Source organism: Salinicola endophyticus (assembly GCF_040536835.1).
Classification (GTDB): Bacteria; Pseudomonadota; Gammaproteobacteria; order Pseudomonadales; family Halomonadaceae; genus Salinicola; species Salinicola endophyticus_A.
This window is the reverse complement of the sequence record NZ_CP159578.1, coordinates 1,075,447-1,098,173: the sequence shown is the minus strand read 5'-3', so window position 1 is coordinate 1,098,173 and position 22,727 is coordinate 1,075,447. Positions and strand designations below refer to the sequence as shown.

Sequence of the window (22,727 nt, the reverse complement as noted above, 5' to 3'; positions counted from 1 at the left end):
TTGCCCCCTTAACCGTCCATGTTCGTCTTCAGGTTGCCGTGATCCAGCAGCGTCTTGATGATCTCGGTATCGGAGCCGCCCAGACTGGTCATATCGACGTTGCTGAAGACGATTTTCTGGGTCACTGCCCCGTTGGGCCCGTCGGTCTTGATCTCCAGCGTCGAGCCACCGCCGGTGGCATTACCCGGCGCACCGCTGGCCTCACCCTTGACGAAGTGCAGCTGCTGGGACGCCAGCGACGCCAGATCGGCGTTGGAGAGGCTCGAACTGCCGATATCGAGCATGTCGGAGAGATCCAGCCGGTCTCCACCGTCGCCGCCCTTGAAGTCGGTAATACGGTCAACCGCCGGAACGCTCGAGGAGCCCTGGTCGCCACGCATCCAGGCGAAGGTATCGCTGCCGTCCCCACCGGTGAGAATGTCGTTGCCCTTGCCGCCCTCGAGGCGATCGGCCCCTGCACCGCCATCGAGGATGTCGTTGCCGGCGCCGCCGCTCAAGGTATCACGACCGACACCGCCGCTCAGGGTATCGTTGCCTTCGCCGCCGCGCAGGATGTCGTTGCCGTCGCCACCGGTGAGGATGTCGTTGCCCTTGCCGCCGATCAGCACGTCGTCGCCCTTGCCACCATTGAGCGTCGTACCGCTGTCGTTGGCCATCAGGGTGTCGTTGCCGTCGCTGCCGGTCAGCGTCTGCCCGCGATGATAGTCGACGGTGACCGCTGCCGTATCGGTGGTGCCATCACTACCGGTGAGCGTGTAGTCGGTCCTCAGCGTCGTGGTCATGTCAGCGGCGTTGGCATAACCGATCTTCATCGATAGGTCGTAGGTCTCGGCACCATAGCCGTCGAGTAGCCCCGAGCCGCTATCCTTCACGTTCATGACGGCAACGGTATAGCTCTTGTCGGCGCCGCTCGTATTGGTGAAGGTGCCGCCGTTGGCCAGCGCGCTGAAGTAGTTATCTCCGGCGCCCCTATAGGCCAGCGCCACACTGGCAGCGACATTGGTCGCCAGGGTCAGGGATTCACCGGCACGCAGGGTCAGCGTCATGAGATCGTTGGCGTTGCTGCCGAATCCGAACAACGCACTACCCGCCGCCAGGCTCCCTCGCACCACGGTCGCGGCGGTGTTGGTCGCCTGGGCTGCGGTAGAGAAGCTGCCACGATCGAGCGCGAAGCTGTCGACGCTGCGCTTGTCCTGAACCTGTACGCTGGCCGCGGTGAAATCGGATGCACGATCCTTCCAGCCGGTGGTCAGTGTCAGCCCGTTGGTGGTCGCCGTGGTACCCGCCGCGATGGCGTCATTGGCGAGCAGCACGTCGGCACCGATGCTCAGGCTCGGGCTCAGGATATTGGTGATGATGTGGTCATCGTGCGCCGAGGTAACCCCGTTCTTGACGTTGATGTTCATCACCCCGCTGGCGGTGTCACCATCGGCGTCACTCAGGGTGTAGCGAATGGCATCGGTGCCGAAGCTGCTCAGCTTCGCCGTGTAGCGATAGCTGCCATCGTCCATGTCCATGATCAGCTTGCCGCCCAGCTCGGTGGTGATACCGAGCTTGTGCGAACTGCTGTCGTAGGTGTAGCTGACAGTGCTCGACGAGGCGCTGATGGCGCCGCTGCTCTTGTCGAAGGTGAAGGTCACGCCGTCGACCGCCAGGCTCTTGACGAAACCGCCATCGCCGCCCATCAGCGACAGCCCGTGAGCGCTACCACTCAGCAGGCCGTCCTGCAGCAACGGCATCTGCACCGTCCCCGAGACAACGTCATCGAGCGCATTGAGATCGCGGATGATCACGGCATTGGTATCGTCTCCGGTGCGGCCATCGTAGGCCACCGGATTGAGATAGGTCTGACTGACGTCACCACCGATCCCCAGCGCCAGGGAATCGATACCGTTCTTGCCAAGGAACGCCTTCCAGGCGGCCTCTTCGCTGGCATCGATACCATCGCCCAGATTGACGTTCACGGTATCGCCCGGGTTGGTCTGTGATGCCGTCGGATAGGCGCTCGACAACGTGGGTTGACCGTCGGAGAAGAAGTAGGAGACGTTCTGCACGTCGCCAGTCAGCTTGCCGCTGCCGTTCCAGGCGTTCTGGGCGTTGCTCAGCGCATAGTCGTAGTTGGTGCCGCCATTGGCCTGCAGCGCGTCGACGACCTTGAGCGCATCGGCGACCGTCATCCACTGTTTGGGCGAGCTGTCGAGCTGATCGGAGAACGGCGCCAGCGCCACCTTGACGTTACCGATGTCATCGTAGCGGCCGAGCATGTCGCGAATCGACTGCTGCAGCACCTGCAACCGCGTCTGCTCGACACCATCCACCGTGACTCTGTCGTTCATGCTGGCCGACGTATCCACCACCAGCAGTACGTTGGTGTTGATCGCCCCCTGCACGAAGTTGACGTCACGCGTGCTGGCTATCGGCGAGTCGTCCTCGACGGTGACGCCGATGCTGCTGTTGGCGCTCAAGCTACCATCGCTGACCTTGACCCCGAGATTGAAGCTCAGGGTGTCTTCGCCGCTCTTCGGGTGATCGACCCCGGCTTTCAGCGTGACCTGATACTGGCCATTGGCGTCGATGGTGGCGCGAATCACCTCCTTACCACCGGCCGAACCAATCAGCGTGCCACTGTCGCTGCCACTCCAGGTGATCGCGGTGCCTCCGGAGGTCAACGCCGTGGTCGGCGCCGTCAGCGTATAGGTCAGCTTGTCGCCATCGACATCGGTGGCGACCACACGGCCACTGGCGGTCGCTGAATCGGTCGTGTCGGACGTGCCCTGGGTATCCGGCGCACCGCCCGGTAACCCCTCTTCGGAGACGGTGGCGCTGTAGCCCTGCGCCACGATCACCGGCGCGTCGTTGACCGGATGCACGGTGACCGGAATGGCCACGCTGGTCGTCGCGCTGTCGCCGTTGCTGCTCTCGGTCGACGTGACCGCAGCGGTCAGGTTGATCGTGCCGTTGTAGTTGGCCGCCGGTTTGAGGGTCAGCGTATTGAGATTCCAGCCACTCAGATCCACGCTGGTGCTGCCGCTGCCGCCGATGAAGGTATGACTACCATCGCTCAGCGTCGCGCCTGCCGGAATACCGCTCAGCCTGACGCCGCTGAGCGTCTCCGAGCCATCGGTGTCGGTCAGTGCCGTGGCGATCTTGGACAGATGGATCACCGAGTCCTCGTCACCTTCGTTCATGGCGTAGAGCTGGTAGTAGCCATTGCCATGGCCATCGCTGCCGAGCAGCCCGGAGTGGTTGACGTTGGCGGCGTCGAGCGCGCTGACATCCTGCATCAACACGTAGTTGGCGGTATTGAGAGGCTGCGGGGCACTGCCGTTGACGCCGACGTTGAGACTGTAGTTACCCTCGCCAGCCTGGTTGTGATGATAGAGATCCAGGGTGTAGTAACCGCTCACGCTGGGCTGGAACGAGCCCGAGTAGGCACCAGCGGAACCGCCCCAGGTCGCCTGGGCAACCACGTTGCCACCGACCAGCAGGCGAATACTGTCGTCGCCGACCCCGCTGAAGGCATAGGTCTTGCCCGCTTCCAGATACATCAGCCCAGAGAGATGCGTCGCGGTTCCTACGGCGACGTTGCTATTGGCAGCGTTGGTGGTATTGCCACTGCTCGCCGGCGTGCCGGCAGCGTCGATCGTCGACTGCAGTGTCGCCGGATTGGCACCGCTACCGTCGCTCCCCAAAGCAAGGTTGGTAAAGGTCTCCTTGAGCAGCCCACTACCGTTGACGTTGTTACCACTCAGCGTCAGCGAGGGTGCATCGGCCACTGCCGTCACATTGATCATGGCCGTCGCCGGCGTGGCGTCCTTGCCCCCCAGGTTGTCGATCGCCGTGTACTTGAGTGAAGTCGTGCCAGACCAGTTGCCATCGGGTTTGAAGTAGACCGTCGCCCCATTGTTGCTGGCTGACAGTGTTGCACCGGTGGCCAACTGCTGGGTGCCCGCGGCATCGCTGTAGAACTTGCCGTTGGCCCCCAGAGCCGTGAGCTGGAAGCTCGCGATCGTGCCATCGGCATCCGTACCCGACAGATTGACCGCGATCAGGGGTGACGGATCTTCACTACCCGTGACGCTGACATCGCGTGCTTCCGGCAGCTCGTTGGTACCCGCGATAGTCACCGAAATCGTCTTGGTGGTGCCGTCGAGGGTGTTCACGGTGAAGTTCTCGACCTTGGTCTCACCCGCCTTCAGATACTGCACGGCACTGTTGGCCACGCTGTAGCTCCAGTTGCCTCCGGCGGTGATGGTGAGTGTGCCCAAGGTGCCGGCGGCAGCACTGGCATTACCCGGCACGAAGGCACTCTGCGCATAGTCGGCATCGGTGACCGTCAAGGCCCCGTTGGTCGTCAGATTACCTGCGGCGTTGACGTTGGTATCCTCGGTCACCGAGCCGGTGGCAGCACCGCTGATGACCGGAATGTCGTTGGTGCCGGTCACCGTCACGGTCAGCGTCGAGGTGGCAGTGCCGCCCTGACCGTCACTAACGGTATAGCTGACCTGTGTGGTGTCCTGCTGACCCGCGGCCAGGCGATCGAACGCCGTGCCCGGGTTGAAGCTGTACGAACCGTCCGCGTTCAGCGTGAAGGTGCCGCCGTTGGAACCGGCGATGGCCTGGCCCACGCTGCCCGACACGCCATTGACCGCGCTGACGCTCAGGGTGCCGCCATCGACATCGCTGTCGTTGGCCAGAACGCCCTGGGCCGCGGCAACATTGAGCGCCACGTTCTCTCCGGTGGTGCCTGTGTCAGCGCGGGCGACCGGCGCGTCGTTGGTACCGGTCACTGTCACGGTCAGCGTAGAGGTGGCAGTACCGCCCTGACCGTCACTGACGGTGTAGCTGACTTGGGTGGTGTCCTGCTGACCCGCAGCCAGGCGATCGAACGCCGTGCCCGGGTTGAAGCTGTAGGAACCGTCCGCGTTCAGCGTGAAGGTGCCGCCATTGGAACCAGTGATCGCCTGGCCGACGTTGGTGTCGCTATCGTTCACCGCACTCACCGTCAGCGTCCCGCCATCGACATCGCTGTCGTTGGCCAGCACGCCCTGGGCGGCGGCAACATTGAGGGTGGCGTTCTCACCGGTGCTCTGCGTATCGGCCACCGCTACCGGCGCATTATTGGTGCCGGTCACGGTGATGGTCACCGTCTGCGGGGCACTCACCCCACCGTCGTTATCAGTGGCGGTATAGGTGAAGGTGACGTTGCGGCTTTCACCCGCGGCCAGGCCATCGAAGTCGGTACCCGGATTGAAGGTGTAGCTACCGTCGCTATTAAAGCTCAGCGAACCGTTGTTGTTACCAACACCATTGACCAGTTGGTAGCTCTCGACCGTACCGTCGACATCGGTGGCGGCCGGTACCTGAGCGCTCAGGGTGGCGTTTTCACCGGTGGTCTGGGTGTCGGCCTTGGCGACCGGCACATCGTTGGTGCCAGTGACGGTGATGGTCACCGTCTGCGGTGCGCTGACGCCACCATCGTTGTCGGTGGCGGTGTAGCTGAAGGTGACGTTGCGGCTTTCACCCGCGGCCAGACCGTCGAAGTCCGTGCCTGGAGTGAAGGTATAGCTGCCGTCGCTGTTAAAGCTCAGCGAACCGTTGTTGTTACCAACACCATTGACCAGTTGGTAGCTCTCGACGGTGCCGTCGACATCGGTGGCCGCCGGCACCTGGCTAGTCAGCGTGGCGTTTTCACCGGTGGTCTGGGTATCCGCCTTGGCCACCGGCACGTCGTTGGTGCCAGTGACTGTGATCGTTACCGTCTGCGGTGCACTGACACCGCCATCGTTGTCGGTCGCGGTGTAGGTGAAGGTGACGTTACGGCTCTCGCCGGGGGCCAGACCATCGAAGTCGGTACCCGGGGTGAAGGTATAGCTGCCGTCGCTGTTGAAGCTCAGCGAACCGTTGTTGTTACCAACACCATTGACCAACTGATAGCTCTCGACGGTGCCGTCGACATCGGTGGCTGCCGGTACCTGAGCGTTCAGGGTGGCGTTTTCACCTGTGGTCTGGGTATCCGCCTTGGCGACCGGTACGTCATTGGTGCCGGTTACCGTCACGGTCAGTGTCGAGGTGGTAGTGCCGCCCTGACCGTCGCTTACGGTGTAGCCGATCTGAGTAGTATCGGTCTGGCCCGCGGCCAGACGATCGAACGCCGTACCCGGGTTGAAGCTGTAGGAGCCGTCCGCGTTGAGCGTGAAGGTGCCGCCGTTGGAACCAGTAATCGCCTGGCCGACGTTGGTGTCGCTATCGTTCACCGCACTCACCGTCAGCGTCCCGCCATCGACATCGCTGTCGTTGGCCAGAACGCCCTGGGCCGCGGCCACATTGAGGGTGGTGTTCTCACCGGTATTGCCAGTATCGGCTTTGGCCACCGGGGCATCGTTGGTGCCGGTCACGGTGATCGTCACCGTCTGCGGCGCACTCACCCCACCGTCGTTGTCGGTCGCGGTGTAGCTGAAGGTGACGTTACGGCTCTCACCCGCGGACAGGCCATCGAAGTCGGTACCCGGGGTGAAGGTATAGCTGCCGTTGCTATTGAAGCTGAGGCTGCCGTTGCCCTGGCCCACGTCGGTCGCCAGCTGGTAGCTCTCGACCGTGCCATCGACGTCGGTAGCCGCCGGCACGCTACCTTGGAGCACCTGGTTCTCACCGGTGGTCTGGGTATCGGCCTTGGCGACCGGCACATCGTTGGTGCCGGTCACGGTGATGGTCACCGTCTGCGGGGCGCTGACGCCACCATCGTTGTCGGTGGCGGTGTAGCTGAAGGTGACGTCACGGCTCTCACCCGCGGCCAGGCCATCGAAGTCGGCCCCCGGGGTAAAGGTGTAGCTGCCGTTGCTGTTAAAGCTCAGCGAACCGTTGTTGTTACCAACACCATTGACCAGCTGGTAGCTCTCGACGGTGCCATCCACATCGGTCGCTGCCGGGACACTGCCTTGGAGCACCTGGTTCTCACCGGTGGTCTGGGTGTCGGCCTTGGCGACCGGCACATCGTTGGTGCCAGTGACGGTGATGGTCACCGTCTGCGGTGCGCTGACGCCGCCGTCGTTATCGGTGGCGGTATAGCTGAAGGTGACGTTGCGGCTTTCACCCGCGGCCAGGCCATCGAAGTCCGTGCCCGGGGTGAAGATGTAGCTGCCGTTGCTATTGAAGCTCAGCGAACCGTTGCCATCGCCGACGCTCTGCACCAGCTGGTAGCTTTCGACCGTGCCGTCGACATCAGTGGCTGCCGGAACCTGGCTAGTCAGCGTGGCGTTCTCACCGGTGCTCTGGGTATCCGCCTTGGCGACCGGCACATCGTTGGTGCCGGTCACGGTGATGGTAACCGTCTGCGGGGCACTCACCCCACCGTCGTTGTCGGTGGCGGTATAGCTGAAGGTGACGTTACGGCTTTCACCCGCAGCCAGGCCGTCAAAGTCCGTGCCCGGAGTGAAGGTGTAGCTGCCGTTGCTGTTAAAGCTCAGCGAACCGTTGTTGTTACCAACACCGTTGACCAACTGATAGCTCTCGACCGTACCGTCGACATCAGTGGCCGCCGGGACACTGCCTTGGAGCACCTGGTTCTCACCGGTGGTCTGGGTATCGGCCTTGGCGACCGGCACATCGTTGGTGCCGGTCACGGTGATGGTCACCGTCTGCGGTGCGCTGACACCGCCATCGTTATCGGTCGCGGTGTAGCTGAAGGTGACGTTACGGCTCTCACCCGCGGCCAGACCGTCGAAGTCGGTACCCGGGGTGAAGGTGTAGCTGCCGTTGCTGTTAAAGCTCAGCGAACCATTGTTGTTACCAACACCATTGACCAGTTGGTAGCTCTCGACGGTGCCATCCACATCGGTAGCAGCCGGCACTTGGCTAGTCAGCGTGGCGTTTTCACCGGTGGTCTGGGTATCCGCCTTGGCGACCGGCACATCGTTGGTGCCGGTCACGGTGATCGTCACCGTCTGCGGGGCACTCACCCCACCGTCGTTGTCGGTGGCGGTATAGCTGAAGGTGACGTTACGGCTTTCACCCGCAGCCAGGCCGTCAAAGTCCGTGCCCGGAGTGAAGGTGTAGCTGCCGTTGCTGTTAAAGCTCAGTGAACCGTTGTTGTTACCAACACCGTTGACCAACTGATAGCTCTCGACGGTGCCATCCACATCGGTAGCCGCCGGAACCTGACTAGTCAGCGTGGCGTTTTCACCCGTGGTCTGGGTGTCGGCTTTGGCCACCGGCACGTCGTTGGTGCCAGTCACGGTGATGGTCACCGTCTGCGGTGCACTGACGCCGCCATCGTTATCGGTCGCGGTGTAGCTGAAGGTGACGTTACGGCTTTCACCCACGGCCAGACCATCGAAGTCGGCGCCCGGCGTGAAGGTGTAGCTGCCGTTGCTGTTAAAGCTCAGCGAACCGTTGTTGTTACCAACACCATTGACCAACTGATAGCTCTCGACGGTGCCGTCGACATCGGTGGCTGCCGGTACCTGAGCGTTCAGGGTGGCGTTTTCACCTGTGGTCTGGGTATCCGCCTTGGCGACCGGTACGTCATTGGTGCCGGTTACCGTCACGGTCAGTGTCGAGGTGGTAGTGCCGCCCTGGCCGTCGCTCACGGTGTAGCCGATCTGGGTAGTATCGCTCTGACCCGCGGCCAGACGATCGAACGCCGTACCCGGGTTGAAGCTATAGGAACCGTCCGCGTTGAGCGTGAAGGTGCCGCCGTTGGAACCAGTAATCGCCTGGCCGACGTTGGTGTCGCTATCGTTCACCGCACTCACCGTCAGCGTCCCGCCATCGACATCGCTGTCGTTGGCCAGAACGCCCTGGGCCGCGGCCACATTGAGGGTGGTGTTCTCACCGGTATTGCCAGTATCGGCTTTGGCCACCGGGGCATCGTTGGTGCCGGTCACGGTGATCGTCACCGTCTGCGGCGCACTCACCCCACCGTCGTTGTCAGTGGCGGTGTAGGTGAAGGTCACATCGCGACTCTGGCCGGCGCCCAGACCGTCGAAGTCTGCACCCGGGGTAAAGGTGTAGCTACCGTCGCTATTGAAGCTCAGAGAGCCATTACCATCGCCGACGCTCTGCACCAACTGGTAGCTCTCGACCGTACCGTCGACATCGATGGCCGCCGGGACACTGCCTTCGAGCACCTGGTTCTCACCGGTAGTCTGAGTATCCGCCTTGGCGACCGGCACATCGTTGGTGCCGGTCACGGTGATCGTCACCGTCTGCGGGGCACTCACCCCACCGTCGTTGTCGGTGGCGGTATAGCTGAAGGTGACGTTACGGCTTTCACCCACAGCCAGGCCGTCAAAGTCCGTGCCCGGAGTGAAGGTGTAGCTGCCGTTGCTGTTAAAGCTCAGCGAACCATTGTTGTTACCAACACCGTTGACCAACTGATAGCTCTCGACCGTACCGTCGACATCAGTGGCCGCCGGGACACTGCCTTGGAGCACCTGGTTCTCACCGGTGGTCTGGGTATCCGCCTTGGCGACCGGCACATCGTTGGTGCCGGTCACGGTGATGGTAACCGTCTGCGGGGCACTCACCCCACCGTCGTTGTCGGTGGCGGTATAGCTGAAGGTGACGTTACGGCTTTCACCCGCAGCCAGGCCGTCAAAGTCCGTGCCCGGAGTGAAGGTGTAGCTGCCGTTGCTGTTAAAGCTCAGTGAACCGTTGTTGTTACCAACACCGTTGACCAACTGATAGCTCTCGACCGTACCGTCGACATCAGTGGCCGCCGGGACACTGCCTTGGAGCACCTGGTTCTCACCGGTGGTCTGGGTATCCGCCTTGGCGACCGGCACATCGTTGGTGCCGGTCACGGTGATGGTCACCGTCTGCGGTGCGCTGACACCGCCATCGTTATCGGTCGCGGTGTAGCTGAAGGTGACGTTACGGCTCTCACCCGCGGCCAGACCGTCGAAGTCGGTACCCGGGGTGAAGGTGTAGCTGCCGTTGCTGTTAAAGCTCAGCGAACCATTGTTGTTACCAACACCATTGACCAGTTGGTAGCTCTCGACGGTGCCGTCGACATCGGTGGCCGCCGGCACCTGGCTAGTCAGCGTGGCGTTTTCACCGGTGGTCTGGGTATCCGCCTTGGCCACCGGCACGTCGTTGGTGCCAGTGACTGTGATCGTTACCGTCTGCGGCGCACTGACGCCGCCATCGTTGTCGGTCGCGGTGTAGGTGAAGGTGACGTTACGGCTCTCGCCGGGGGCCAGACCATCGAAGTCGGTACCCGGGGTGAAGGTATAGCTGCCGTCGCTGTTGAAGCTCAGCGAACCGTTGTTGTTACCAACACCATTGACCAGTTGGTAGCTCTCGACGGTGCCATCCACATCGGTAGCAGCCGGCACTTGGCTAGTCAGCGTGGCGTTTTCACCGGTGGTCTGGGTATCCGCCTTGGCGACCGGTACGTCATTGGTGCCGGTTACCGTCACGGTCAGTGTCGAGGTGGTAGTGCCGCCCTGGCCGTCGCTCACGGTGTAGCCGATCTGGGTAGTATCGCTCTGACCCGCGGCCAGACGATCGAACGCCGTACCCGGGTTGAAGCTGTAGGAACCGTCCGCGTTCAGCGTGAAGGTGCCGCCGTTGGAACCAGTGATCGCCTGGCCGACGTTGGTGTCGCTATCGTTCACCGCACTCACCGTCAGCGTCCCGCCATCGACATCGCTGTCGTTGGCAAGCACGCCCTGGGCCGCGGCCACATTGAGGGTGGCGTTCTCACCGGTGCTACCGGTATCGGCCACCGCTACCGGCGCATTATTGGTGCCGGTGACGGTGATGGTCACCGTCTGCGGGGCACTCACCCCACCGTCGTTGTCAGTGGCGGTGTAGGTGAAGGTCACATCGCGACTCTGGCCGGCGCCCAGACCGTCGAAGTCTGCACCCGGGGTAAAGGTGTAGCTACCGTCGCTATTGAAGCTCAGAGAGCCATTACCATCGCCGACGCTCTGCACCAACTGGTAGCTCTCGACCGTACCGTCGACATCGATGGCCGCCGGGACACTGCCTTCGAGCACCTGGTTCTCACCGGTAGTCTGAGTATCGGCCTTGGCGACCGGCACATCGTTGGTGCCGGTCACGGTGATGGTCACCGTCTGCGGTGCGCTGACACCGCCATCGTTATCGGTCGCGGTGTAGCTGAAGGTGACGTTACGGCTCTCACCCGCGGCCAGACCGTCGAAGTCGGTACCCGGGGTGAAGGTGTAGCTGCCGTTGCTGTTAAAGCTCAGTGAACCGTTGTTGTTACCAACACCGTTGACCAACTGATAGCTCTCGACCGTACCGTCGACATCAGTGGCCGCCGGGACACTGCCTTGGAGCACCTGGTTCTCACCGGTGGTCTGGGTATCGGCCTTGGCGACCGGCACATCGTTGGTGCCGGTGACGGTGATCGTCACCGTCTGCGGTGCACTGACGCCGCCATTGTTGTCAGTGGCGGTGTAGCTGAAGGTGACGTTACGGCTCTCACCCACGGCCAGGCCATCGAAGTCGGCGCCCGGGGTAAAGGTGTAGCTGCCGTTGCTGTTAAAGCTCAGCGAACCGTTGTTGTTACCAACACCATTGACCAGTTGGTAGCTCTCGACGGTGCCGTCGACATCGGTGGCCGCCGGCACCTGGCTAGTCAGCGTGGCGTTTTCACCGGTGGTCTGGGTATCCGCCTTGGCCACCGGCACGTCGTTGGTGCCAGTGACTGTGATCGTTACCGTCTGCGGTGCACTGACACCGCCATCGTTGTCGGTCGCGGTGTAGGTGAAGGTGACGTTACGGCTCTCGCCGGGGGCCAGACCATCGAAGTCGGTACCCGGGGTGAAGGTATAGCTGCCGTCGCTGTTGAAGCTCAGCGAACCGTTGTTGTTACCAACACCATTGACCAGTTGGTAGCTCTCGACGGTGCCATCCACATCGGTAGCAGCCGGCACTTGGCTAGTCAGCGTGGCGTTTTCACCGGTGGTCTGGGTATCCGCCTTGGCGACCGGTACGTCATTGGTGCCGGTTACCGTCACGGTCAGTGTCGAGGTGGTAGTGCCGCCCTGGCCGTCGCTCACGGTGTAGCCGATCTGGGTAGTATCGCTCTGACCCGCGGCCAGACGATCGAACGCCGTACCCGGGTTGAAGCTGTAGGAACCGTCCGCGTTCAGCGTGAAGGTGCCGCCGTTGGAACCAGTGATCGCCTGGCCGACGTTGGTGTCGCTATCGTTCACCGCACTCACCGTCAGCGTCCCGCCATCGACATCGCTGTCGTTGGCAAGCACGCCCTGGGCCGCGGCCACATTGAGGGTGGCGTTCTCACCGGTGCTACCGGTATCGGCCACCGCTACCGGCGCATTATTGGTGCCGGTGACGGTGATGGTCACCGTCTGCGGGGCACTCACCCCACCGTCGTTGTCAGTGGCGGTGTAGGTGAAGGTCACATCGCGACTCTGGCCGGCGCCCAGACCGTCGAAGTCTGCACCCGGGGTAAAGGTGTAGCTACCGTCGCTATTGAAGCTCAGAGAGCCATTACCATCGCCGACGCTCTGCACCAACTGGTAGCTCTCGACCGTACCGTCGACATCGATGGCCGCCGGGACACTGCCTTCGAGCACCTGGTTCTCACCGGTAGTCTGAGTATCCGCCTTGGCGACCGGCACATCGTTGGTGCCGGTCACGGTGATCGTCACCGTCTGCGGGGCACTCACCCCACCGTCGTTGTCGGTGGCGGTATAGCTGAAGGTGACGTTACGGCTTTCACCCACAGCCAGGCCGTCAAAGTCCGTGCCCGGAGTGAAGGTGTAGCTGCCGTTGCTGTTAAAGCTCAGCGAACCATTGTTGTTACCAACACCGTTGACCAACTGATAGCTCTCGACCGTACCGTCGACATCAGTGGCCGCCGGGACACTGCCTTGGAGCACCTGGTTCTCACCGGTGGTCTGGGTATCCGCCTTGGCGACCGGCACATCGTTGGTGCCGGTCACGGTGATGGTAACCGTCTGCGGGGCACTCACCCCACCGTCGTTGTCGGTGGCGGTATAGCTGAAGGTGACGTTACGGCTTTCACCCGCAGCCAGGCCGTCAAAGTCCGTGCCCGGAGTGAAGGTGTAGCTGCCGTTGCTGTTAAAGCTCAGTGAACCGTTGTTGTTACCAACACCGTTGACCAACTGATAGCTCTCGACCGTACCGTCGACATCAGTGGCCGCCGGGACACTGCCTTGGAGCACCTGGTTCTCACCGGTGGTCTGGGTATCGGCCTTGGCGACCGGCACATCGTTGGTGCCGGTGACGGTGATCGTCACCGTCTGCGGTGCACTGACGCCGCCATTGTTGTCAGTGGCGGTGTAGCTGAAGGTGACGTTACGGCTCTCACCCACGGCCAGGCCATCGAAGTCGGCGCCCGGGGTAAAGGTGTAGCTGCCGTTGCTGTTAAAGCTCAGCGAACCGTTGTTGTTACCAACACCATTGACCAGTTGGTAGCTCTCGACGGTGCCGTCGACATCGGTGGCCGCCGGCACCTGGCTAGTCAGCGTGGCGTTTTCACCGGTGGTCTGGGTATCCGCCTTGGCCACCGGCACGTCGTTGGTGCCAGTGACTGTGATCGTTACCGTCTGCGGCGCACTGACGCCGCCATCGTTGTCGGTCGCGGTGTAGGTGAAGGTGACGTTACGGCTCTCGCCGGGGGCCAGACCATCGAAGTCGGTACCCGGGGTGAAGGTATAGCTGCCGTCGCTGTTGAAGCTCAGTAAACCATTGTTGTTACCAACACCATTGACCAGTTGGTAGCTCTCGACGGTGCCATCCACATCGGTAGCAGCCGGCACTTGGCTAGTCAGCGTGGCGTTTTCACCGGTGGTCTGGGTATCCGCCTTGGCGACCGGTACGTCATTGGTGCCGGTTACCGTCACGGTCAGTGTCGAGGTGGTAGTGCCGCCCTGGCCGTCGCTCACGGTGTAGCCGATCTGGGTAGTATCGCTCTGACCCGCGGCCAGACGATCGAACGCCGTACCCGGGTTGAAGCTGTAGGAACCGTCCGCGTTCAGCGTGAAGGTGCCGCCGTTGGAACCAGTGATCGCCTGGCCGACGTTGGTGTCGCTATCGTTCACCGCACTCACCGTCAGCGTCCCGCCATCGACATCGCTGTCGTTGGCAAGCACGCCCTGGGCCGCGGCCACATTGAGGGTGGCGTTCTCACCGGTGCTACCGGTATCGGCCACCGCTACCGGCGCATTATTGGTGCCGGTGACGGTGATGGTCACCGTCTGCGGGGCACTCACCCCACCGTCGTTGTCAGTGGCGGTGTAGGTGAAGGTCACATCGCGACTCTGGCCGGCGCCCAGACCGTCGAAGTCTGCACCCGGGGTAAAGGTGTAGCTACCGTCGCTATTGAAGCTCAGAGAGCCATTACCATCGCCGACGCTCTGCACCAACTGGTAGCTCTCGACCGTACCGTCGACATCGATGGCCGCCGGGACACTGCCTTCGAGCACCTGGTTCTCACCGGTAGTCTGAGTATCGGCCTTGGCGACCGGCACATCGTTGGTGCCGGTCACGGTGATGGTCACCGTCTGCGGTGCGCTGACACCGCCATCGTTATCGGTCGCGGTGTAGCTGAAGGTGACGTTACGGCTCTCACCCGCGGCCAGACCGTCGAAGTCGGTACCCGGGGTGAAGGTGTAGCTGCCGTTGCTGTTAAAGCTCAGTGAACCGTTGTTGTTACCAACACCATTGACCAGTTGGTAGCTCTCGACGGTGCCATCCACATCGGTAGCAGCCGGCACTTGGCTAGTCAGCGTGGCGTTTTCACCGGTGGTCTGGGTATCCGCCTTGGCGACCGGCACATCGTTGGTGCCGGTCACGGTGATCGTCACCGTCTGCGGGGCACTCACCCCACCGTCGTTGTCGGTGGCGGTATAGCTGAAGGTGACGTTACGGCTTTCACCCGCAGCCAGGCCGTCAAAGTCCGTGCCCGGAGTGAAGGTGTAGCTGCCGTTGCTGTTAAAGCTCAGTGAACCGTTGTTGTTACCAACACCGTTGACCAACTGATAGCTCTCGACCGTACCGTCGACATCAGTGGCCGCCGGGACACTGCCTTGGAGCACCTGGTTCTCACCGGTGGTCTGGGTATCGGCCTTGGCGACCGGCACATCGTTGGTGCCGGTGACGGTGATCGTCACCGTCTGCGGTGCACTGACGCCGCCATTGTTGTCAGTGGCGGTGTAGCTGAAGGTGACGTTACGGCTCTCACCCACGGCCAGGCCATCGAAGTCGGCGCCCGGGGTAAAGGTGTAGCTGCCGTTGCTGTTAAAGCTCAGCGAACCGTTGTTGTTACCAACACCATTGACCAGTTGGTAGCTCTCGACGGTGCCGTCGACATCGGTGGCCGCCGGCACCTGGCTAGTCAGCGTGGCGTTTTCACCGGTGGTCTGGGTATCCGCCTTGGCCACCGGCACGTCGTTGGTGCCAGTGACTGTGATCGTTACCGTCTGCGGTGCACTGACACCGCCATCGTTATCGGTCGCGGTGTAGCTGAAGGTGACGTTACGGCTTTCACCCACGGCCAGACCATCGAAGTCGGCGCCCGGCGTGAAGGTGTAGCTGCCGTTGCTATTGAAGCTGAGGCTGCCGTTGCCCTGACCCACGTCGGTCGCCAGCTGGTAGCTCTCGACCGTGCCGTCGACATCAGTGGCTGCCGGAACCTGGCTAGTCAGCGTGGCGTTTTCACCGGTGGTCTGGGTATCCGCCTTGGCGACCGGTACGTCGTTGGTGCCGGTCACGGTGACCGTCAGCGTGGCTGTAGCAGTACCCCCCTGGCCGTCGCTGACGGTGTAGCCGATCTGCGTGGTATCGCTCTGACCCGCGGCCAGACGATCGAACGCCGTACCCGGGTTGAAGCTGTAGGAGCCGTCCGCGTTGAGCGTGAAGGTGCCGCCGTTGGAACCAGTAATCGCCTGGCCGACGTTGGTGTCGCTATCGTTCACCGCACTCACCGTCAGCGTCCCGCCATCGACATCGCTGTCGTTGGCCAGAACGCCCTGGGCCGCGGCCACATTGAGGGTGGTGTTCTCACCGGTATTGCCAGTATCGGCTTTGGCCACCGGGGCATCGTTGGTGCCGGTCACGGTGATCGTCACCGTCTGCGGTGCGCTGACGCCGCCATCGTTGTCGGTGGCGGTGTAGCTGAAGGTGACGTTACGGCTCTCACCCACGGCCAGGCCATCGAAGTCGGCGCCCGGGGTAAAGGTGTAGCTGCCGTTGCTGTTAAAGCTCAGTGAACCGTTGTTGTTACCAACACCGTTGACCAACTGATAGCTCTCGACGGTGCCATCCACATCGGTAGCCGCCGGTACCTGAGCGTTCAGGGTGGCGTTTTCACCGGTGGTCTGGGTATCCGCCTTGGCGACCGGCACATCGTTGGTGCCGGTCACGGTGATGGTCACCGTCTGCGGGGCACTCACCCCACCGTCGTTGTCGGTGGCGGTATAGCTGAAGGTGACGTTACGGCTTTCACCCGCAGCCAGGCCGTCAAAGTCCGTGCCCGGAGTGAAGGTGTAGCTGCCGTTGCTGTTAAAGCTCAGTGAACCGTTGTTGTTACCAACACCGTTGACCAACTGATAGCTCTCGACGGTGCCATCCACATCGGTAGCCGCCGGAACCTGGCTAGTCAGCGTGGCGTTTTCACCCGTGGTCTGGGTGTCGGCTTTGGCCACCGGGGCATCGTTGGTACCGGTCACGGTGATGGTCACCGTCTGCGGTGCGCTCACCCCACCGTCGTTGTCGGTCGCGGTATAGCTGAAGGTGACGTTGCGGCTTTCACCCGCGGCCAGGCCGTCAAAGTCCGTGCCCGGAGTGAAGGTGTAGCTGCCGTTGCTGTTAAAGCTCAGCGAACCGTTGTTGTTACCAACACCATTGACCAACTGATAGCTCTCGACGGTGCCGTCGACATCGGTGGCTGCCGGAACCTGGCTAGTCAGCGTGGCGTTTTCACCGGTGGTCTGGGTATCCGCCTTGGCGACCGGCACATCGTTGGTGCCGGTCACGGTAACCGTCAGCGTGGCTGTAGCAGTACCCCCCTGGCCGTCGCTCACGGTGTAGCCGATCTGGGTAGTATCGGTCTGACCCGCGGCCAGACGATCGAACGCCGTACCCGGGTTGAAGCTGTAGGAGCCGTCCGCGTTGAGCGTGAAGGTGCCGCCGTTGGAACCAGTGATCGCCTGGCCGACGTTGGTGCCGCTATCGTTCACCGCACTCACCGTCAGCGCCCCGCCATCGACATCGCTGTCGTTGGCCAGAACGCCCTGGGCGGCGGCCACATTGAGGGTGGCGTTCTCACCGGTGCTACCGGTATCGGCCACCGCTACCGGCGCATTATTGGTGCCGGTGACGGTGATGGTCACCGTCTGCGGGGCACTCACCCCACCGTCGTTGTCAGTGGCGGTGTAGCTGAAGGTGACGTTACGGCTTTCACCCGCGGCCAGACCGTCGAAGTCCGTACCCGGGGTGAAGGTATAGCTGCCGTTGCTATTGAAGCTGAGGCTGCCGTTGCCCTGACCCAAGTCGGTCGCGAGCTGGTAGCTCTCGACCGTGCCGTCGACATCGGTCGCTGCCGGGACACTGCCTTGGAGCACCTGGTTCTCACCGGTGGTCTGAGTATCCGCCTTGGCGACCGGCACATCGTTGGTGCCGGTCACGGTGATGGTCACCGTCTGCGGTGCGCTGACACCGCCATCGTTATCGGTCGCGGTGTAGCTGAAGGTGACGTTACGGCTCTCACCCGCGGCCAGGCCATCGAAGTCGGCGCCCGGGGTGAAGGTGTAGCTGCCGTTGCTGTTAAAGCTCAGCGAACCGTTGTTGTTACCAACACCATTGACCAGCTGATAGCTCTCGACGGTGCCATCCACATCGGTGGCTGCCGGGACACTGCCTTGGAGCACCTGGTTCTCACCGGTGGTCTGAGTGTCGGCCTTGGCGACCGGTACGTCATTGGTGCCGGTGACGGTGATCGTCACCGTCTGCGGTGCACTGACGCCGCCATTGTTGTCAGTGGCGGTGTAGCTGAAGGTGACGTTACGGCTTTCACCCGCAGCCAGGCCGTCAAAGTCCGTGCCCGGAGTGAAGGTGTAGCTGCCGTTGCTGTTAAAGCTCAGCGAACCGTTGTTGTTACCAACACCGTTGACCAACTGATAGCTTTCGACCGTACCGTCGACATCAGTGGCCGCCGGGACACTGCCTTGGAGCACCTGGTTCTCACCGGTGGTCTGGGTATCGGCCTTGGCGACCGGCACATCGTTGGTGCCGGTCACGGTGATCGTCACCGTCTGCGGTGCGCTGACACCGCCATCGTTATCGGTCGCGGTGTAGCTGAAGGTGACGTTACGGCTCTCACCCGCGGCCAGACCGTCGAAGTCGGTACCCGGGGTGAAGGTGTAGCTGCCGTCGCTATTGAAGCTCAGTGAACCATTGTTGTTACCAACACCATTGACCAGTTGGTAGCTCTCGACGGTGCCATCCACATCGGTGGCGGCCGGTACCTGAGCGCTCAGGGTGGCGTTTTCACCGGTGGTCTGGGTGTCGGCCTTGGCGACCGGCGCATTGTTGGTGCCAGTGACGGTGATGGTCACCGTCTGCGGCGCACTCACACCACCGCCATTGTCGGTGGCGGTATAGCTGAAGGTGACGTTGCGGCTTTCACCCGCGGCCAGACCGTCGAAGTCGGTACCCGGATTGAAGGTGTAGCTGCCGTTGCTGTTGAAGCTGAGGCTGCCATTGCCCTGACCCACGTCGGTCGCCAGCTGGTAACTCTCGACGGTGCCGTCGACATCAGTGGCTGCCGGAACCTGGCTAGTCAGCGTGGCGTTCTCACCGGTGCTCTGGGTATCCGCCTTGGCCACCGGCACGTCGTTGGTGCCGGTTACCGTCACGGTCAGTGTCGAGGTGGTAGTGCCGCCCTGGCCGTCGCTCACGGTGTAGCCGATCTGGGTAGTATCGGTCTGACCCGCGGCCAGACGATCGAACGCCGTACCCGGGTTGAAGCTGTAGGAGCCGTCCGCGTTGAGCGTGAAGGTGCCGCCGTTGGAACCAGTGATCGCCTGGCCGACGTTGGTGCCGCTATCGTTCACCGCACTCACCGTCAGCGCCCCGCCATCGACATCGCTGTCGTTGGCCAAAACGCCCTGGGCGGCGGCCACATTGAGGGCGTCGTTCTCACCGGTGCTACCGGTATCGGCCACCGCTACCGGCGCATTGTTGGTGCCAGTAACGGCGATGGTCACCGTCTGCGGTGCGCTGACGCCGCCGTCGTTATCGGTGGCGGTATAGCTGAAGGTGACGTTGCGGCTTTCACCCGCGGCCAGACCGTCGAAGTCCGCACCCGGGTTAAAGGTGTAGCTGCCGTTGCTATTGAAGCTCAGCGAGCCGTTACCATCGCCGACGCTCTGCACCAACTGGTAGCTCTCGACCGTACCGTCAACGTCGGTCGCCGCCGGAACCTGAGCGTTCAGGGTGGCATTTTCACCGGTGGTCTGGGTATCGGCCTTGGCGACCGGCACGTCATTGGTGCCAGTGACTGTGATCGTTACCGTCTGCGGTGCGCTGACGCCGCCATCGTTGTCGGTGGCGGTATAGCTGAAGGTGACGTTACGGCTTTCACCCACGGCCAGGCCATCGAAGTCTGCGCCCGGGCTGAAGGTGTAGCTGCCGTTGCTGTTGAAGCTGAGGCTGCCGTTGCCCTGACCCACGTCTGTCGCCAGCTGGTAGCTCTCGACGGTGCCGTCGACATCGGTAGCTGCCGGGACACTGCCTTGCAGCACCTGGTTCTCACCGGTGGTCTGGGTGTCGGCTTTGGCCACCGGGGCATCGTTGGTACCGGTCACGGTGATGGTCACCGTCTGCGGCGCGCTGACGCCGCCATCGTTATCAGTCGCGGTATAGCTGAAGGTGACGTCACGGCTCTCACCCGCGGCCAGACCGTCGAAGTCGGTACCCGGATTGAAGGTGTAGCTGCCGTTGCTGTTGAAGCTGAGGCTGCCATTGCCCTGACCCACGTCGGTCGCCAGCTGGTAACTCTCGACGGTGCCGTCGACATCAGTGGCTGCCGGAACCTGGCTAGTCAGCGTGGCGTTCTCACCGGTGCTCTGGGTATCCGCCTTGGCCACCGGCACGTCGTTGGTGCCGGTTACCGTCACGGTCAGTGTCGAGGTGGTAGTGCCGCCCTGGCCGTCGCTCACGGTGTAGCCGATCTGGGTAGTATCGGTCTGACCCGCGGCCAGACGATCGAACGCCGTACCCGGGTTGAAGCTGTAGGAGCCGTCCGCGTTGAGCGTGAAGGTGCCGCCGTTGGAACCAGTGATCGCCTGGCCGACGTTGGTGCCGCTATCGTTCACCGCACTCACCGTCAGCGCCCCGCCATCGACATCGCTGTCGTTGGCCAGAACGCCCTGGGCGGCGGCCACATTGAGGGTGGCGTTCTCACCGGTGCTACCGGTATCGGCCACCGCTACCGGCGCATCGTTGGTGCCGGTGCCGGTGCCGGTTCCGGTTCCGGTTCCGGTTCCGGTGACGGTGATGGTCACCGTCTGCGGCGCACTCACACCACCGCCATTGTCGGTGGCGGTATAGCTGAAGGTGACGTTGCGGCTTTCACCCGCGGCCAGACCGTCGAAGTCCGTGCCCGGGTTGAAGGTGTAGCTGCCGTTGCTGTTGAAGCTGAGGCTGCCGTTGCCCTGGCCCACGTCGGTCGCCAGCTGGTAGCTCTCGACCGTGCCGTCGACGTCCGTCGCCGCAGGGACAATGCCTTGGAGCACCTGGTTCTCACCGGTGCTCTGGGTATCCGCCTTGGCGACCGGCACATCGTTGGTGCCGGTCACGGTGATGGTCACCGTCTGCGGCGCGCTGACGCCGCCGTCGTTGTCGGTCGCGGTATAGGTGAAGGTGACGTTGCGGCTTTCACCCGCGGCCAGGCCATCGAAGTCGGTACCCGGGGTGAAGGTGTAGCTGCCGTTGCTGTTAAAGCTCAGCGAGCCGTTGCCATCGCCGATGCTCTGCACAAGCTGGTAGCTCTCGACCGTGCCATCCACATCGGTAGCTGCCGGCACGCTACCTTGGAGCACCTGATTCTCACCGGTGGTCTGGGTATCCGCCTTGGCGACCGGCACGTCGTTGGTGCCGGTCACGGTAATCGTCACCGTCTGCGGCGCACTCCCCCCTCCGTCGTTGTCGGTCGCGGTGTAGGTGAAGGTGACGTCGCGGCTCTCACCCGCAGCCAGACCATCGAAGTCCGCCCCCGGGTTGAAGGTGTAGCTGCCGTTGCTATTGAAGCTGAGGCTGCCGTTACCCTGGCCGACGTCGGTCGCCAGCTGATAGCTCTCGATGGTGCCGTCGACATCAGTGGCTGCCGGAACCTGGCTAGTCAGCGTGGCGTTTTCACCGGTGGTCTGAGTGTCGGCCTTGACCACCGGCGCGTCGTTGGTGCCGGTGACGGTGATGGTCACCGTCTGCGGCGCGCTGACACCGCCGTCGTTATCGGTGGCGGTATAGGTGAAGGTGACGTTGCGGCTTTCACCCGCGGCCAGACCGTCAAAGTCCGTGCCCGGGGTGAAGGTGTAGCTACCGTTGCTATTGAAGGTCAGCGTGCCGTTGCCGTCGCCAACGTTCTGCACCAGCTGGTAGCTCTCGACCGCGCCGTCGACATCGATCGCCGCCGGCACCTGGGCGGTCAGGGTGGCGTTCTCACCGGTTCTGCCGGTATCAGCCACCGCTACCGGCACGTCGTTGGTACCTGTGACTGTGATCGTCACCGTCTGCGGTGCGCTGACGCCGCCGTCGTTATCGGTGGCGGTGTAGCTGAAGGTGATGTTACGGCTCTCACCGGGGGCTAGAGCGTCGAAGTCGGCACCAGGGGTGAAGGTGTAGGAACCGTCGCTATTGAAGCTGAGACTGCCGTTGCCCTGCCCCAGGCCGGTCGAGAGCTGGTAACTGACAATAGTACCATCGGCATCGGTCGCCGCCGGGACCTGGCCATTCAGCGTCGCGTTCTCACCCGTAGATTGGGCATCGGCGCTCGCTACCGGATTCTGATTGGTTGCCGGCCCCTCGAGATCCCCTGACGCATCAGCAGGTGCAGGCGAGAAACTTGCCGGCGTGACCCCCGGCGCGCCGGGGTCCGCGAAGGCAGCGTTATAGCTATAGCTGCTGCTCTCCTCACGACCCACCCGAGCGATATCGAACGAGTTGGAGAAACCGCCCTCACCCGAGAGGCTGCCGCCACCGCCGCCACCACCGCCCGCATTACCGGCGGCCGGCGCCTCCTGAATGGCTGTCGGGTCGACACCCGCCGCGATAGCGGCCTGCAGCGCGGCGACATCACTACCGACGCTGCCGGCATCCGTCACCATCAGCGTGGGAACGTCCTCGACGACCTGGAGAATCAGCGGCTGTCCCGCATTGAGCGGCAACACCGTACCGTCCGCCAGAATCAGCCTGCCACCATCTGGCGCCACCAGGGTCGCGCCCTCGGGAATTGCCATGCCCGGGATCAGCAGCTTGCGCGGATCCAGCTCAAAGACATTGCCATCAACCCGAACCACGGTGAGCAGAGCGGCCATCGAACTTCCCCCAATTGTAACCAGACTCGATCGCGCAACCCGTGGTTACGCTATTTTGGCGAAATGTAACTCTTCTGTGCGCGCACGCAAGACTAATTTATTAATCATTTGCCATGTTTTCATTAATCTTAGCCTAGAATTTGTAAAATGCAGGAAAACCAATTTGTT

Annotated in this window: 1 protein-coding gene; it reads right to left on the bottom strand. The window is 62.6% G+C overall.

From position 1 onward, the window contains the following. Window positions 1-8 precede the first annotated feature (8 nt). On the bottom strand, window positions 9-22,559 hold the full coding sequence (locus tag ABV408_RS05045; RefSeq protein ID WP_353981362.1) for an Ig-like domain-containing protein: 22,551 nt from the start codon (window positions 22,557-22,559) through the stop codon (window positions 9-11). Window positions 22,560-22,727: the final 168 nt, after the last annotated feature.

Coding starts and splice junctions, on each gene's coding strand:
- ABV408_RS05045 (WP_353981362.1), bottom strand. CDS start 22,559: ATGGCCGCTCTGCTCACCGTGGTTCGGGTTGATGGCAATGTCTTTGAG.